The sequence below is a fragment of the Segatella hominis genome (genome assembly GCF_019249725.2).
In the GTDB taxonomy this organism is placed as follows: domain Bacteria; phylum Bacteroidota; class Bacteroidia; order Bacteroidales; family Bacteroidaceae; genus Prevotella.
This window is the reverse complement of the sequence record NZ_CP137559.1, coordinates 1,149,286-1,167,052: the sequence shown is the minus strand read 5'-3', so window position 1 is coordinate 1,167,052 and position 17,767 is coordinate 1,149,286. Positions and strand designations below refer to the sequence as shown.

At 38.3% G+C, this 17,767-nt stretch carries 8 protein-coding genes; 5 read left to right on the top strand and 3 right to left on the bottom strand.

What is annotated here, in order from left to right; translation table 11 throughout:
* Positions 1-25: 25 nt before the first annotated feature.
* The 3 genes from KUA50_RS04665 to KUA50_RS04655 all read right to left on the bottom strand — a co-directional run bounded on the left by KUA50_RS04665 (position 26) and on the right by KUA50_RS04655 (position 5,640).
* Complete coding sequence (locus tag KUA50_RS04665; RefSeq protein ID WP_218458006.1) at positions 26-1,183, bottom strand: TolC family protein; 1,158 nt, start codon at positions 1,181-1,183, stop codon at positions 26-28.
* Positions 1,184-1,280: 97 nt separating this feature from the next.
* On the bottom strand, positions 1,281-4,409 hold the full coding sequence (locus KUA50_RS04660; protein WP_218458008.1) for an efflux RND transporter permease subunit: 3,129 nt from the start codon (positions 4,407-4,409) through the stop codon (positions 1,281-1,283).
* A gap of 49 nt (positions 4,410-4,458) precedes the next feature.
* Positions 4,459-5,640 (bottom strand): efflux RND transporter periplasmic adaptor subunit, encoded by a 1,182-nt coding sequence (locus tag KUA50_RS04655; protein ID WP_218458009.1) that lies wholly within the window; start codon positions 5,638-5,640, stop codon positions 4,459-4,461.
* Between the two features lie 756 nt (positions 5,641-6,396).
* On the opposite strand from KUA50_RS04655, the gene KUA50_RS04650 reads away from it, so the two are divergent.
* From KUA50_RS04650 to KUA50_RS04630, 5 genes are all read left to right on the top strand, one after another.
* Positions 6,397-8,052, top strand: a complete 1,656-nt coding sequence (locus KUA50_RS04650; protein WP_256624360.1) for a GH25 family lysozyme — start codon at positions 6,397-6,399, stop codon at positions 8,050-8,052.
* A 172-nt stretch (positions 8,053-8,224) separates the two neighbouring features.
* Complete coding sequence (locus KUA50_RS04645) at positions 8,225-9,097, top strand: RNA polymerase sigma factor RpoD/SigA (protein WP_022110325.1); 873 nt, start codon at positions 8,225-8,227, stop codon at positions 9,095-9,097.
* A 274-nt stretch (positions 9,098-9,371) separates the two neighbouring features.
* Positions 9,372-11,252 carry a DUF5686 family protein gene (locus tag KUA50_RS04640; RefSeq protein ID WP_218458010.1) on the top strand — a complete coding sequence of 627 codons (1,881 nt, stop codon included), beginning with the start codon at positions 9,372-9,374 and terminating at the stop codon, positions 11,250-11,252.
* 28 nt (positions 11,253-11,280) lie between these two features.
* Positions 11,281-14,586, top strand: coding sequence for a UvrD-helicase domain-containing protein (locus KUA50_RS04635; protein ID WP_218458011.1), 3,306 nt, complete (start codon positions 11,281-11,283; stop codon positions 14,584-14,586).
* A gap of 30 nt (positions 14,587-14,616) precedes the next feature.
* Complete coding sequence (locus KUA50_RS04630; RefSeq protein WP_218458012.1) at positions 14,617-17,577, top strand: PD-(D/E)XK nuclease family protein; 2,961 nt, start codon at positions 14,617-14,619, stop codon at positions 17,575-17,577.
* Positions 17,578-17,767 lie beyond the last annotated feature (190 nt).

Here is a 17,767-nt window from a genome sequence, read left to right as displayed (position 1 = left end):
ATCTATCATCATATGGATGTCTGCCTCATTTCTTTCCTTCAGAAGAAATCTGGTTCCCCATCAGTTTTTGTAATTCGATGACGCTTTGATTATAGTCATTGATTGCTGCAGCTTTCTTCATGTAGAAGTCAATGCTGTTGTTCAGCGCTTCAACATATTCAATATATGAAATTTCGCCATTTTCATATTCTGCCTGGCTCATTTCTTCCAGTTTCTGGTTGTTTTGCTTGCCTTCCTCCTGATAATATTTCATTCGGACAAATGCTTCATTGCACTTACTCAAGCATGCATGATATTCTTGTTGCTTATCCAACTGCTCTTGCTTGATTTCATATTCTGCAATTTCTTTATCTTTTTTGGCAGCCTTAATTCGGGCTTTGGTTGCACCATAAAAGAGTGGAATCCCCACTCCAACTTCAAATCCCATAAAGTTGCCTCCTTCAAACCTGCTTCTATTGACATGGTAGGGATCCCATGAGGAGATGACCATCTGGTTGCGAAGGGAAAGACTGAGAGAGGGTGCATAGCCGTTTTTTGCTACGCTGACTGCTTTGTCTGCTACTGAAATCCTATCTTGCGCATATTGTCCTTCTGGAGTAAGCTGGTAGTTGAAACTGTTTTGTACCCAATCCAATGCTACTAAATTCCGGTCTGCAGGTTTGATGGGTTCATTGCTATTTACCAAACCGGATAATAGGAGTTGCTTACTTTCGATTCCGCTGAGGACATTCGTCATTTCCAACTTGTTTTCACGATGCATTCTATTGGCTGAAAGTAATTCCAGTTGGCGTGTTTCTCCTGCCTTGAATCGCGCTTCAGCTATTGTCCGATAACGGTTGAGAATGCTGTCCTGCTTGTTGAGAATGTTTAAACGTTCATATTCATATATCAACTGATAGTAATTGCTTTTAATCTGATAAATAAGTTCAGACAATACTACATTCTTCTTACTCTTTTCAGCTTGAGTTTCCGCTTTTAATTGCTTGTTCTTTGCAATATAAAGAGTTGGAAATTCTATACTTTGAGTGAGGGAAATGGAATTGTCCGTACTTCCGCCAGATGTAGGATCCTGTGACAGCGTCAAATCGGTTTTGTCAATATCCCATGCTGTGGCCTGAAGGTTTTTGGCACGTTCTATCGACTTGTTTGCTGCAAGAATCTTATAATTCTTTTCGTATGCCATATTCAGGCATTGTTGTAAATTGAGTACTTTGTGTTGTGCTTGCATATTGCTACACAAACACAACAAAGTAATATATATTATTGCTCTTTTCATATAACTATTTCTTAGTAAACGTTTTGTAAATTGCCGGTAAAACCAACAAAGTCAATAATGTAGAAGTGATGAGTCCGCCGATAACAACAGTAGCCAAAGGTCTTTGTACCTCAGCTCCATCTCCGTGTGACAAAGCCATCGGTAAAAATCCTAACGATGCTACGAGTGCAGTCATTAATACAGGGCGGAGTCTGATCATGCAACTGTCAATTATTCTTTCGTGAATAAGTTGAGTGTTGCTGCGCCCGGACTCTACTGCTGATGACAACTGATTCTTCTGCATTTGATTCATCTCACCGATGAGTACAATTCCGTTAAGAACTGCAACACCAAACAGGGCAATGAATCCAACTCCGGCTGAAATAGAGAATGGCATACCTCTAAACCATAATGCCCATACTCCACCAATGGCAGCCAATGGAATTGCCGAGAATACGAACAGACTTTCTCTTACGTTTTTTACTGTTGCATAAAGTAACAGGAAGATAATGATAAGCGCCAATGGCACTACTATCATCAATCGGGTAATTGCACTCTGTAAATTCTGGAACTCGCCACCATAGGTATAATAATATCCTTCCGGCAACTTCAGTTTCGTATCCAGCAGATTCTGTATTTCATCCACCGTACTCTGCATATCTCTTCCTTTTATGTTGAAACCGACATAGATACGTCGCGCACCATTTTCGTGAGAGATTTGTGCTGGAGCGGGTTCGTAAATGATATCTGCAACCTGGGTCAATGGAATTGTTTCCCCGGAACCTATTGGGATAGCAAGATTTTGGATAGATGAAACATTGCGGTCGTTATTATCTAACCTCAATACAATGTCAAATTTCCGTTCTCCTTCATAAATGGAACCGGCTATTCCGCCCGCAAATGAAGTTTCAAGCACTTGATTGATGTCATCAACGTTGATTCCGTATTCCGCCATCCGTTCATGATTATATACCACCTGAATCTGCGGCAAACCAGAAACTTGTTCCACAGATGTTCCACTTACTCCCTGGATGCCACTAATCATCTTGCCTACATGTTCTCCTAACTTGGTGAGTTCATCCAGATCATCTCCAAATATTTTGATTGCAACATCTTGCTTGATGCCAGTCAGCAACTCGTTATTACGCATTTGGATAGGCTGTGATATTTCAGCCTCTAATCCCGGAATCGTATGGAGTGTTTCTTCCATCTTTTCCATGAGTTCTTCTGTTGTTTCAGCGGAAGTCCATTCTGCTTTTGGCTTGAGTGAAATCATGATGTCCGCTCTTTCAACAGGCATTGGGTCAGTTGGAATCTCGGCACTTCCTATACGGCTAACGACTTGTTTCACTTCCGGATATTCAGCCCTCAGCAGTTTCTCTGCCTTGGTACAACTTTCTACCATTTGCGAGAGAGAAGTTCCTTGCGACATACTCATTTCTACGGCAAAATCTCCTTCTTCCAAACTTGGGATAAATTCTCCTCCAAGAAACTTGAATGCCACAAGACTGACACAGAACAAAGCAACGGCACCTGTTATCACGTTCTTGTTTTGTTTCAGTACCCAGTTGAGGACAGGAAGATACCATTGCTGTATTTTCTTGACCATCTTGTCGGCGAAAGTCTCTTTCTTGCTGATTTTCTTGCTAAGGAAGAGGCTACTTGCCATCGGAACATACGTAAGTGACAATATGAAGGCGCCGAGTATGGCAAAAAATACAGTGAGAGCCATCGGACGGAACATCTTGCCTTCAATGCCCACTAAGGTCATCAAAGGAACATATACGATCATAATCATGATTTCACCGAAGGCTGCACTTTGCCTGATACGTGAAGCAGAGAAATGAACTTCTTCATCCATCTCGGCTTGCGTGAGGCTCGTCTTCTGAGTTTTTTGGTTGATATGGGTAACTACGGCTTCCACAATAATGACAGCAGAATCCACAATCATACCGAAATCAATGGCTCCTAAACTCATCAGGTTGCCATCTATGCCAAAGGTCTTCATCATTCCAAAAGCGAATAGCATACTGAGTGGAATGACGCTTGCAACGACCAGTCCTGCTCTCCAGTTTCCTAAGAAAATGACCAATACAAAGATGACAATGAGGCCTCCCATGATCAAGTTGTGCTCTATGGTTCCCTCAACACGCTTTACAAGATTTGTACGGTCAATGAAAGGTTCTATGATGACTCCTTCTGGGAGGGATTTCTGAATCTGGGCAATTCTTGACTTGACATTTTTGCTTACTTCTTGGAAGTTTTCTCCTTTGAGCATGATAGCTATTCCGGCTACGACTTCTCCCTCGCCATTTCTCGTAACGGCACCAAAACGGGTTGCGTGACCTTCCTGTACCTTGGCAATGTCGCCGACTTTTATTGTTATTCCGTTGACATTCTTTACAGGTATATTGGCAATATCATCAAAAGTCTTGGCCACACCAATAGCACGGATATAGTATTGGTTTGAGTTTTGCTCAATATAGCTTCCACCGGTATTGGCGTTGTTCTTTTGCAAGGCATCGAAGACTTCGGATACTGTTATGCCATTGGCATTCAATCGGTCTGTGTTGATGGCTACTTCGTACTGTTTGACAAATCCTCCCCAACCGCTCACTTCTGCAACACCAGGAGTTCCTGAAAGTTGTTTTCTGACAATCCAATCTTGGATCGTGCGAAGTTGCGTGAGGGAATACTTGTTTTCATACCCTTTCTTGGTTCGTACTGTATAGTGATATATTTCTCCCAGCGCAGTAGCGATGGGTCCCATTTCTGTAGAAGTGTTCTTTGGCAACTCTTTTACTGCGTCGTTTAAAACCTGACTTACTTGAGAGCGGGCCCAATAGATATCTGCCTGGTCATCAAAGATTAATGTTATAACTGATAATCCGCTTCTGGAAATGCTCCTTCGTTCTTGAAGGCGTGGTATATTGGCCAATGCCATTTCGATAGGAGTGGTTACATATTGCTCGACTTCCTGGGCACCCAGGGAAGGTGCTTGGGTAATTACTTGAACCTGATTATCGGTGATGTCTGGTGTAGAGTCAAACGGCAATGTAGCCAACGACCAAAGTCCCCAAACTATAAGCGATATAGTGAGGAAACCTACCACAAACTTGTGCTTGATGGAACTTGTAATTAGTTTCTGAAACATGATGTCCTTTTAAATTTGTAAATTGATTAATAATTTTAATTTCCGGACACTAATCTTCTTCTCCATGATCGCCAATCTGCGATGCCAGGTAGAAAGCATTATCAGTCACTATCTTTTGTCCATTCTGTATGTGCTTGCAGAGTGAAACCTCTGTATATCCGTCATTTCTGACTCCTGTTGTCACTTCATGTCGTGAAAAACTGTATTCTCCATTTTTGGGTTGTTTATTGAGTGCAAAGATATATTGTTTACCTTCTATATTAACAATAGCTTTGTTAGGAAGCGCAACACAAAGCTGGCGTCCTGTCGCTATTTGCCCGGATACATACATGCCATCAAAGAGGTTTGTGCCTCTGGTTGCATCAAGTTTGACATGTACAGCAACGCTTTTTGTTCCTTCGTTAAAATATTCATTCATGCCATAAACATGACCGGAGACTTTTACGCCTGGTTGATTGGTGAGTGAGAGTAATACTCGGTTTCCAATCTTTACTTTATTCAGATCTCGTTCAAAAACATTCAAGTCACATTCTACAGCATTGTTATTTCTGATTTTCATCAAAGGCGTCTGCATGTCTGCGTAACTTCCCAAAGATGCTGTAATTTCGCTTACCGTACCTTTGATAGGAGCATATAAAGGGAAGACTGTTGTAAATTTTCCCTTCGCCACAGATGCTGTAGAGATGCCCAACTGAGTCAGCTGGCGACCGATTCCTATAAGATTTGCTTTCGCCACCTTATAGTCTTTTTCAGATAAGAGTAGTGTTTTTTTGATACCGGCTCCTGCGGAGGCCAGTGTTTTCTGTCTTTCCATTTCAAGCTTCGCACTTTCCATTTCTTTATATGCAGAATAGTAGTCTTTCTGTAAAGATACGATTTCTGTATTTTCAATGGTTGCCACAACTTGCCCTTTATTAATCTGTTGTCCTTCTTTCACAGAAATTGATTTGACGACACCGCCCATCAAAGAAGCGACGTCTGCCATATTCTGGGCTCTAAGTACCAACGTGCCGTTTACATGAAGCATTGCATCCAGTTCGCGCTTTTGTGCCTCCCCTAATTTGAGGTCAATAGCATTCAGTTGTTTGCTGGTTAAAGGAATGTTTTGAAAATCCACTTCTTCTTCCTTTTCCTCATTCTCCTCCTTGTCTGCTTTACTTTCAGAATAGAAACTGAAAGCAAAAAATGCGATTGCAGTACATACCACAATCAAAGATATTCTTTTCACCATTTTCTTATTATTCTTTTGTTTAGTATTTGCTGATCAATCCAAGTTGCTTCTTTATAGATCAAGCAGCTTCTTTATAGATTCTGTCGCAATGAAATGATGGAATTTCATCTAAGATGCGACCGTCTTCAGTTATCAACTAAAGAAATGAAATGAAGTAAGAAAAAGGAGGCCCCCGTAAAGAACTATTCACAGAAGCCCCTAACTTGATTGACATCGTTTTTTGTTGCCATTTTGATATGACAATCTTGTAGCATGGGGTCAATTGAATAGAAGAAGGCAATAGGGCTACGAGCATATTTCTGTCGTAGTCCGGATGTTTGTATATGGATTTTATATTTTTGCCATTAGAGATAAACTGATGCATCTGGTGAATATTGCATCCCTTGTTGTCTTTCTCATGGTGGGCAGTATGCTCATCATTAATATTTCCATCATATTGGCATTGTTGTTCTATAAAACAAACTTGCCCCATATGATGGTGGTGAAGTATAATGGTAGATAGCAACAAAGCGCATGTTGCTATCCACATATTTAAAATATGAATTTTATACTTTACCATGATTGCAATATTAAGTCTGATGATGTTTCTATACGATTGCAAAGTTACTATTTAAAATTGGCATTTCAAAATTCAAAGATGTTTTTTAACTAAATCTCGCTTAATTCAGTAAAAAAACGAAAAAAAATGATGTAGTTAACGAAAAAGTTTATACTTTTGCTCTCAATTTATATAAAGGTGTTTTAATTCAATGTGCTATGTTTTGTAATGAACAGAAAAAATATCGATTAAGTGTTGCAATATTGATTGTTGTTTCACTTTTGATTTGCATATATCTGATAGCTTTCAGTTACTTCTTTTCTAAGAAGCAGATCCAATCGGCTATGATACCTGTCAAGGTTTACTCTCAATATGAAATATTGGATGGAGGAAAAGTGGTTTATCATTTTGATAAAGATACCATTTCTGCTACTGGATATTTCTTCAATAAATACTTTTTTATCCCTTCCTGTCAAGGTCGTATTTATGCTGATTTGGATAGTACTATCTGGCAGAATAAATATAAGGATGTAAATGTGGAAAAATTGGTGCAACTTCATATCGATTCCTTGAAAACGAAGTATAGTCAGTCAAAGTGGATTGATGGAGAGTTGTCTTATTATTTGAAATGTCACAATGCCAGTGATGAAGGATTCTTTCATATTTCTCAGGTTGCTTTGAAAGAAGAAAACCTTCGGGATTCTACTCGAAAGATGTTGGATTCATTAAAACATCTTTCACATAAGTCTTTGAAGATAGTTCGTCATTTGGAATTCGTTGCGATTTCTCCTTCTGGTAAGGCTAATAGAAAACAAGTTGAAAAATTAAAACATGTTGGTGGAAATGTTTTCCAATTGTTCTCAGAAACCTTACCTGAAGAGTCTTGCGCTTTGTCTTTTCATAAGTCAAAAGAATTGGCTTCTTTGAGTATTGTCCCTATTTTGTTTGATGTCAAATTGGATTATTTTTTGGGCACAACAGGAACTTATAATGGTGAGGTTGATTCTTTAGGATTGCCTCATGGTCATGGTGAATGGCAGGGGTTTACCGATGCTGCCTATTACCAGGGAAACTGGAAACATGGAAAACGTAATGGTTTTGGTTTTTCTGTTGCAGATAAAAGTCAGTTGCGCATAGGAGAATGGGTGCTGGATAAATACAAAGGAGAACGATTAATTTATAGTTCTGATCGAATCTACGGTATTGATATCTCTAAATATCAGCATGTTATAAAAGGTAAGAAATATAATATCGATTGGAAACGTCTGCGTATTTCCCATCTTGGAAATATCAGTAAAAAAACAATTAATGGGGATGTTAATTATCCGATTAGTTTCATCTATATTAAAAGTACTGAAGGGGCAAGTTTATTAAATCCTTTCTATAGAAAAGACTATGTGGCAGCACGGGCACATGGATATAAGGTAGGAAGTTATCATTTCTTTTCTACTCTAACTCCAGCTACTTTGCAGGCACGTCAATTCCTTAAAAATTCATATGTCAAATCGGGTGACTTGCCACCTGTTCTTGATGTTGAGCCTACTAAAGCCCAAATTCAGAAGATGGGAGGCGTGGGTGTCCTTTTGACCAGAATGAAAATATGGTTAAGAATGGTTGAAAAAGAAACGGGTAAACGTCCTATTATTTATGTAAGTCAGACTTTTGTAAATCGCTATTTGAGCAAAGCGACTGATATAAAGCAAAAATATCAGGTGTGGATTGCAAGATATGGAGAATACAAGCCTGATATCAAATTGGTTTTCTGGCAACTTTGTCCTGATGGTAGGGTTACAGGAATTCGGGGTCATGTAGATATCAATGTATTTAATGGTTATCATGATTCTTTCAAGCAGTTTATCTCTAATCTGAAGTGATTCGTAATAGGCAGTTTGTCTCTAATCCGAGGCCTCTCGTAATAAAAAATATGCTTTTCTCCAAAAATATATTGTTAAAGTATATTAATAAAAATAACAATGATGCAATATTTTTCTTATATTTGCGTAATATTATATATACGCAATTAAAAATAGGAGTTAATAGCATAGGATGAGACAACTTAAGATTCAAAAAAGTATAACCAATCGTAACAGCGAGGCACTTGATAAGTATCTTGTTGAGATAGGTCGTGCCCCAATGGTGTCAATTGACGAAGAGATTGAATTGGCCCAAATCATTAAGAAAGGTGGTCGGGCTGCGGAAAGAGCAAAAAACAAATTAGTTGAGGCTAATCTTCGTTTTGTGGTCTCTGTTGCCAAACAGTATCAGCATCAGGGGTTGACTCTTACTGACTTAATTGATGAGGGTAATATCGGATTGATTAAAGCTGCAGAAAGATTTGATGAAACCCGTGGTTTTAAGTTTATTTCTTATGCAGTTTGGTGGATTCGACAGAGTATTTTGCAAGCAATTGCTGAGCAAAGTAGAATAGTCAGACTTCCTCTTAATCAGGTTGGTTCCTTGAATAAGGTTAATCAGGAAAGTAATAGATTTGAACAAGAAAACCAGCGTCGTCCAAGTGTAGAAGAACTTGCGCAGCGCACAGGTATAGATGAGGAAAAAATCTCTCAAAGCATGGCGGCAAGTGGTCATCATGTAAGTATTGATGCGCCTTTTGGTGAAGATGATGACAATTCTATGGTTGATGTCATGGCAAGTGGAGAAGATAGTCGCACAGATAAGCATGTTGATCATGAAAGTATGGCTATGGAACTACGTCAGGTTTTGGATAAGGTTCTTAAAGACAGGGAAAAGCAGATTGTTTGTGCCTGCTTTGGAATTGGAGAAACTGAAAAAGGATTGGAAGAAATTGGAGATAAAATGGGATTGACTCGTGAAAGAGTTCGTCAAATACGTGAGAAAAGTATTACAAAACTTAGAGATTCCGGAAATGTCAAAATTCTGATGAAATACTTAGGGTAATTTTTGAAAAAACATTTAATTCTCTTTGTTGTTTCATAAAAATATACTAACTTTGCAATCGGGTGCTTTTTCAAGCTCCCGATTTTTTGTTATGAGGCTTCTGGTTCATATTATAATCTGTATTTTCTTGACTTTATCGCTGGATGGATATGCAAGAAATGTTACACCGAAAGACGATTTCCGTGATTCGGTGATGAATCGTATCTATCGATATTATCAGTTGTCTTATTCCGCTTCTGAGCAATCTCATGAGTCTTATGCATACACGAAATTTATGATGCGTACCAATCATCGCAACTTTACGTTGGCTATGGTTCCTTCTCTTTATGCGATAGCTCATGGTTCCGGTAGAGAATTTATGGGAGAATATTATAGTAAATATACAGTAAAAGAAAAGAATAAGATAACTCCTCATCGTTTACTATGTATTACTACAGTTCCTCACAAAAGGAATACAATGCCTTCTCTGCTGAATTATCTTACTCCGAATGTTTATGGTGAATGTCTTTTTCAAGACAATATACTGTCTCCCTATCATCGGTCAAACAGGAAATATTATAAATTTATGGTCACGGCTCTTCCATTTGGAAAAGCTCAGGTTTATGCCTACCCTAAATTGAAAAATACTCAATTGGTTACGAGTATGGCTATAGTGGATAGTCATACGGGTAGAATAAATTTGGTTGATTTTGAAGGTGAGTATGATATGACTCGCTTCTTTATCAGCGTGGTGATGAATAAAGAGGATTCTGTGGGTTCTCTGTATCCGAAGAAGTGTGACTTGAGAGCTAATTTTCGTTTTATGGGCAATCAGATAACGGCCAGATATTCTACTATTTATGGCTTGCCGAAATTATTGTCGGATTCATTGAATAATGTTGAAGATACTACATTGATGGCAAAGGTGCGCCCTACCCCGTTGAATGAGGAGGAATTGCATTTCTTGAACCATTATTATCTGAAAAAGAATGAAAGGGATTCTTTGGCCAAAAACGAAAAACATAAAAAGTCCTTTGTAAAAGATGTGTTGTGGGATATTGTGGGCGATAATGTCTTAAATCGTATCAAGCAAAATTTCGGAAAACAAAATCAGGGGTACCTTAGAATTAATCCTATTCTGAATCCTCTTTATATGGGTTATTCCGAAAGAAAGGGATTTGTGTATAAGTTTGATGTGCGAGGAAGTTATTCTTTTAGTGATGATGTGCAATTTGCTCTTCGCTTTAAAGCTGGTTATGCTTTCAAGCAGCATCGCTTCTATTTCAGTATTCCTGCTACTCTTAATTACAATAAAAAGCATGATGGATTCCTGCAGTTTGAGTTGGGTAATGGAAACCGAATTAATACCAATGTTGTGGCTCGTCGTATATTGGATATCAGTGAGAAAAAAGATAGTCTTATCAATTTCCCATATGGTGATTATACGGCTTTTAAGGATAATTATTGGCGACTGACGAATCATTGGATGTTTAATAACTATATCGGTTTTGAATTGGGAATCATTGCCCATCAGCGTAAATCTATAAGTCCGGAATTTTATAAGGAAAACAATTTCCCAAGTTTGTATAGATCAGTTGCGCCTGCATTGGCTCTGGTTTGGCATCCTATCGGGAAAAACGGTCCTGTCGTAAAAGTTGATTATGAAAGAAGTTTCAATCATTTTCTTCATTCTAATATCAGCTACGAACGGGTTGAAATGGATATGCAAGATATTATCAACATGTCAAGAAGGCGGAGCCTTTCTTTGCGTTTGGGTTCTGGATTCTATACTCAGAAAGGTGACCATTGGTATTTTGTTGATTATACCAATTTCAGGGACAATAATTTACCTGGCGGCTGGAATGATGATTGGGCTGGCGAATTTGAATTGCTTAACTCAGGATGGTATAATGCATCAGATTATTATGTTCGGTCCAATGTTACTTATGAGTCTCCAGCCTTGTTTGCTGCCTGGTTGCCATGGGTTGGACGTTTTATAGAAAATGAACGATACTATGTCAATGCCCTCTTGGTAAGACATCTTCATCCTTATACGGAATGGGGATACGGGTTCAAAACCCGTGTGGCTTCGGTAGGCATATTTGCTTCTTTTCAAAACACAAAATTTCAAGGAGTCGGTTGTAAATTCGGCTTCGAATTATTTAGAGAATGGTAATTACAATTTAATATACAAGCATTAAGATATGAATTCTCAACTTACTGTTTATAAAGCAAGTGCAGGTTCTGGAAAAACCTTTACTTTGGCTAAAGAGTATATGGTCTTGGTGATACAAGACCCATCTTCATACAGGAATATTCTTGCTGTAACATTTACTAACAAGGCAACTGAGGAAATGAAAAATAGAATCCTCAGCAAACTGTATGGAATAGCTAATCGGCTGGATGACTCAAGAGATTACTTGGAACAAATCAAGGGGGTATTATCTCAGATGTCAGAAGAGCAGATTATTGAAAATGCTGGTATTGCTCTGAAAAATCTTATCCACAATTATAATTATTTCCGCGTCGAAACGATTGATACATTCTTCCAGAGTGTACTCCGTAATCTGGCACGTGAACTTGATTTGACCGCTAATTTGAGAATTGGTCTTAATGATGTCCAGATAGAAGAACAGGCTGTAGATGAATTGATCGAAGAACTTCAGATGACAGACAAGCTTCTCTTTTGGATTATGGATTATATTAAGGAAAATATTGCAGATGACAAAAACTGGAATGTGATTTATCAAATAAAAGCTTTTGGACGGAATATCTTCAAGGATTTCTATAAGGATCATGCTGATGCGCTGAATAATTGTATTGAAAAAGAAGGCTTTTTTGAGGCTTTTTCTTCAAGATTGAGAAAAATGCAAGCAGAAGCTAAAGAGCATTTTGACCAGATTGCGGCTACCTTTTTTGACGCATTGGATGAAAACGGACTTTCGGCAGATGACTTTCAAAATAAGACCAGAGGTATATGGAGTTACTTTTCCAAATTGAAAAACGGTAAATTCAATGATGATGATTTGCAAAATGCTACATTGGTAAAATGTCTGGATAGCGAAGAATCCTGGGTCAAAAAGTCTGACGCTCAGGCTGGTAAACCTGCGTATGACTTAGTGGTTTCCCAACTCTTCCAACTGCTTCATTATTCAGAAACTTCAAGACCCAAGTTATTGCGTATATATAAAAGTTGTGATCTTACTTTGCGCCATCTGAATCAATTACGTCTTTTGGGAAGTATTGAAAAGAGAGTCAGAGAAATGAACAGAGATGCCAACCGTTTTTTGCTTAGCGATACCCAGACTCTTCTTCATTCTTTGATTCAGGATGAAGACTCCCCTTTCATCTTTGAGAAAATCGGTTCTCAGTTGGAGCATGTCATGATCGATGAGTTTCAAGATACCAGTACTGTGCAGTGGAAAAACTTCAAGGTGCTATTACAGGAGACAATGAGTCATCAGAATGCAGGAAATTTAATAGTAGGTGATGTGAAACAGAGTATTTACAGATGGCGTTCTGGTGATTGGCGTCTGCTTAATAATATTGAATCTGAGTTTCCATCTAATTATACAATTCAAATTGAGTCACTCTCTCACAATTATCGCTCAGACAGGAATATCGTAGATTTCAATAACGCTTTCTTCGAAGCTGCTGCAGAAAAAGAATATCAGGCCATAACGGATAAAGATTTACCTCATACTTTCTCTGACTCTGGTTCTGACTCAGACTCTGATGGCTCCAGTGCAGCTCAACTCAAGAAGGCTTATAGTGATGTAAGGCAATGTGTGCCTCAGAAAAAGCCTGCATGTGGCTATGTGAGGATTAATCTCTTGGGACAGAAGAGTATCAAAGAAGATGAGAATTCTGAAAACTATCAGGACAAGATGATGGGTATGATTTTAGATACCATCAACGAACTTGTAGAGGCGGGAGTAAAATATAAGAATATTGCCATATTGGTGAGAAGTAATAAGACCATACAGAATATTGCTGATTATCTGATGGCTAATAGTGCGACTCCATTGCCTTTGGTTTCTGATGAGGCTTTCAGACTGGATGCCTCTCAGGCCGTGAATGTGATGGTTACTGCTCTTCGGTGTCTGGCTCATCCGAATGATGATATAGCTAAGGCCGGCTTGATGAAGTTCTGCATGAAATATCTGGAAAACAAGCAAATAGCAGAAAAATTCTTGGAAGAAAGAGAACTTTATTTGCAAAAGCCGCTTTTGGATTTGACAGAGTCCCTTTACAGTTACTTTAAATTGGGAGAAATAGAAACGCTCTCTCAACAAAGTTCATACGTAAGTGCATTCTATGATCAGTTGGCTTCTTATCTCTCAGATAATGGTGGTGATATAGATGATTTCTTGAATGAATGGGATGAGAATATTCACTCAAAAAGCATTCATAGTGATAAGGCTGACGGAATCAGGCTTTTGTCCATTCATAAAAGTAAAGGTCTGGAGTTTGACAATGTCATCATGCCTTTCTGTGATTGGGCGTTAGAGAAGACTGATACGATTTGGTGTACGCCTCAGGTTGCACCATTCAACGAACTTCCTTTGGTGCCTGTCGATTTTTCTGCAAAGAAAATGGTTGGTAGTATTTATGAGAAAGATTACTATCAGGAACATTTGCAGAATATGGTTGATAATTTGAATTTGCTATATGTAGGATTCACGCGAGCTGGTAAAAATCTGTTTGTATATGGTAAGCGAGGTGCTGCTACGCAGAGAAGTTTTATCATCGAAGATAGTCTGGAAGCAGTTTACAAGACATTGAATGCCCAGAATGCTTCTGGCCAGTATGAGGAACAGACTCTCGATTTTCAAGGAAATGGAACTGACAAGAAAACCGATGATGTTTACTTCGAATATGGAGAGATAGATGCTTCTTCCAAAGAGGAGGCGTTTGCCGAAAATAAGAATGTTTTTATGCAAAAATCTGCAGACTTGCCTATTCGGATAAAAGTGAAGTCTGATTTATATTCCTTTAAACCAAGCCTGCAGAGTGAATTCTTTATGCATGGTGATGAGTCCGAGGAACAGCAGAAGTTCTATATCAAAATCGGAACGGTTCTTCATGAATTGTTTTCAAAGATAAAGACAAAGGATGATGTTGAGTCGGTGTTGAAGCAACTTGAACTTGATGGTGTGCTTTATGATGAAAATATTTCGAAGGAAAAAATCGAAAAAATGTTGCGTGCTCGACTGAATAGTCCGCTTGTCAGTGAGTGGTTCTCTGATAAATGGAAAGTACAGAACGAAACCAGTATCCTCTATTTGGATAAGGATGGAAAGGTTTGTCAGGATCGTCCGGACCGTGTTCTTGTAGGAGAAAACGAGATTATCGTGATTGACTTCAAGTTCGGTAAACCTCATGCTGAATATCATGATCAGGTAAGGCAATATATGTCTCAACTCAAGGGTATGGGATATTCCTGCGTCAAGGGCTATCTGTGGTACGTTTATCCTAATAAGGTGGAGAATGTTGTTCTTGAAGATTAATTTGTTTAATAATTTTGTTTGAAATTTACAATGAAATCATTTCTAAAATACGTTGCTGAAGATATCATTAGAGATTATGGTACTGACTTAAGTCGCATCATGGTCGTTTTCCCAAATAAACGTGCCAGCCTTTTCTTAAATGAAGAGCTGATGAAAATCGTACAGAAACCATTTTGGAGCCCTAATTACATGACAATTAGTGATATGTTTCTCCAGAATACTTCTTTACAACTGGCAGACCCGATCAAACTAATCTGTGATTTGCACAAGTCGTTTGTGAAATGCACAGGGGTTGATGAAACGCTCGATCATTTTTATGGTTGGGGGCAACTTCTGTTGGCTGATTTTGATGACCTGGATAAAAATCTTGGTGATGCAAGGAAGATTTTTATCAATATTGCTGATCTTCATGAATTGGATGATGACAGTTATCTTGATGAAGATAAGAGAAGAGTTCTGAAGAAATTCTTTGGTAATTTCAAGGATACTCAGAACACAGAATTAAAACGCCGTTTCATGGCTTTGTGGAATCATTTGTATGATATTTATACGGATTTCAATCAACGATTGGCAAGTCAGGGACTTGCCTATGAAGGCGCTTTATACCGCCATGTGATTGAGGCTGACACTTTGAACCTGCGTTATGATACCTACTTGTTTGTGGGATTCAATATGATGCAGCAAGTAGAAACTGCCCTTTACAGGCGTATCAAGCAGGATGCTTCTTGTCATTTTTACTGGGATTATGACAAATATTATGTTGGTCAGAATAAAAATGAAGCGGGTGTCTATATCAATCAATATCTGAAACTTTTCGGCAACAAGTTGTCTGAACCTTCGCTTCAAAACGGTATCTATAATAATCTGAACTCCAAAAAGAAGATTACGTATATCAATGCTGCAACTGAGAATATTCAGGCAAGATACGTAAATGATTGGTTGATGGAAAAGGTTGAGGATGATCATGGAAATCTGGTTCCACGCTATCAGACTGGCCGCAAAACTGCTATTGTGTTAGCTGATGAAAACTTGCTTTCTACCGTGATTCATTCCTTGCCTACAGAAATTGACAGTCATGTGAATATTACCTTAGGCTATCCGCTTAAGCAGACTCCTTTTTTCAGTCTGATCATGCAATTAATCAATCTTCAGACGATAGGAAGTGTCAAGGGTTCTACTGCTTTTCGTCTGCATTATGTGGTCAAGGCATTACGCCACCCTTATGCTAAGTATATCAGCTCAAATTATCAGGATCTTCTCCATAAAATAGAAGAACAGAAACTTTACTTTCTTGACAGGGATGTACTGTGTGCAGAGGAAGATGAAGGTATGAATATGATGTTCGCCGATTTGGAAGCCTCTGAAAATAGATGCCTGGCTTTGGTCGGTTATCTGGTTAACATTCTCAGACTTATAGGTTCTCATGCAAATGATGGGGAGGATTCCTTGTTTCAAGAATCTCTCTTCAGAACTTATACCTTAATTAATAGATTGAAATGTTTGGTTGAATCTGGCGATTTGGATATCGACATAATGACCCTGCAACGTCTTATTCAGCAACTTTTCCAAAACACAAATGTGCCTTTTCATGGAGAACCGGTCATCGGAGTTCAAATTATGGGTGTATTGGAAACCAGAAATTTGGACTTCGACCATATTCTCGTGTTGTCATGTAACGAAGGTAATCTGCCGAAAGGTGTCAATGATTCTTCGTTTATTCCCTACTCCATCCGTAAGGCTCATGGTCTGACTACGATCGATAATAAAGTGGCTATTTTTGCCTATTATTTTTACCGACTTATTCAAAGAGCACAGGATGTAACTCTTTGCTACAACAGTTCTACAGATGAAGGACATACCGGTGAAATGAGCCGTTTCATGCTCCAACTCTTGGTGGAAAGTAAACACGTGATAAGTCGCAAAACGATAGTCTCTGGTCAAAATGTTGAAACTCATAAAGCGGAAGTTATAGTTAAAACACCTCAGATGATGGAAATCTTAGATAAGCCTCGTCTGCTAACTCCTACTTTCCTCAATACTTACCTGAGATGCGCTAAGAGCTTCTATTATAAATATATTTTGAGTATTCGAGAGCCGGAAGAACTGGAGGATGAAATGGACAATAGAATGTTTGGAAATATTTTCCATAGAGCAGCTCAGTTGTTTTATTTGAAATTCGCAAGTAGTTCTGATATTAAGATAGGAACTGATGGGGAAAAATCCCTGATCAGACCTATCGTTATTAACAAAGGAGATATTCAGAATGCGATAAAAGATGAGAGCTTGCTTTACAGACTGGTCGATCAGGCTTTTAAGGAAGAACTGTTCAAAATCAAGGATCAGAAAAAATCTCCTCAATATAATGGTTTGCAGCTGATCAATCGTGAAGTAATTACCAATTATTTGAAACAATTGCTGTATATTGATATAAAACTGGCTCCTTTTACTATCAAAGGTTTGGAGATAAAGGTAGAAAAAACTTTTGAATTCTCTACTCCTTCTGGTACAAAGAATTTGAGATTGGGCGGATTCATAGACAGACTTGATGAAGTTTCGGCTTCTGAAAGTTCTGATCATAGTATTCTTGGTGAACGTATCAGGGTGATAGATTATAAAACGGGACGTATTCCTTCTTCTTTACCTAAAGTTGTGGAGAGTCTGTTTGATCCAAATGAACTTGACAAACATACAGATTATTATCTGCAGGCTATGTTGTATTCATATATTGTCAAGCAGAGCAAGAAACTCAATCCTGCCAATGAGTCAGTAAGCCCTGGCCTCTTGTTTATTCAGCAATCTGGAGCAAGCGGTTATGAGCCAACATTGAAGTTTGGAAAAGAATACATTTCAGACGTTTCGCCTTATGAGGAGAAATTCTTCGCAGGTTTAAATCAACTGATTTCTGATATATTTGATCCGAATTCGCAATTTGCTCCTACAGAGAAAAAAGAACGCTGTGAATTATGTCCTTATAAAACTCTTTGTAAATAATGTAATTGATAATCTCTGACAAGTAAATGTTTAATTTCTCTTAAAACTTGCTTGTCAGAGTACCCTTTTCTTCCTGTGGATACGTATTAAGTTAAACTCAATTTTAAAAATAATGTTAGATATTGCATATTATGTTATATTTTATGCAAGAATATTAACTATTTTGTCTATCTTTGCAGTGTAAATAATA

Coding starts and splice junctions, on each gene's coding strand:
- KUA50_RS04665 (WP_218458006.1), bottom strand. CDS start 1,183: ATGGCATACGAAAAGAATTATAAGATTCTTGCAGCAAACAAGTCGATA.
- KUA50_RS04660 (WP_218458008.1), bottom strand. CDS start 4,409: ATGTTTCAGAAACTAATTACAAGTTCCATCAAGCACAAGTTTGTGGTA.
- KUA50_RS04655 (WP_218458009.1), bottom strand. CDS start 5,640: ATGGTGAAAAGAATATCTTTGATTGTGGTATGTACTGCAATCGCATTT.
- KUA50_RS04650 (WP_256624360.1), top strand. CDS start 6,397: ATGTTTTGTAATGAACAGAAAAAATATCGATTAAGTGTTGCAATATTG.
- KUA50_RS04645 (WP_022110325.1), top strand. CDS start 8,225: ATGAGACAACTTAAGATTCAAAAAAGTATAACCAATCGTAACAGCGAG.
- KUA50_RS04640 (WP_218458010.1), top strand. CDS start 9,372: ATGATGCGTACCAATCATCGCAACTTTACGTTGGCTATGGTTCCTTCT.
- KUA50_RS04635 (WP_218458011.1), top strand. CDS start 11,281: ATGAATTCTCAACTTACTGTTTATAAAGCAAGTGCAGGTTCTGGAAAA.
- KUA50_RS04630 (WP_218458012.1), top strand. CDS start 14,617: ATGAAATCATTTCTAAAATACGTTGCTGAAGATATCATTAGAGATTAT.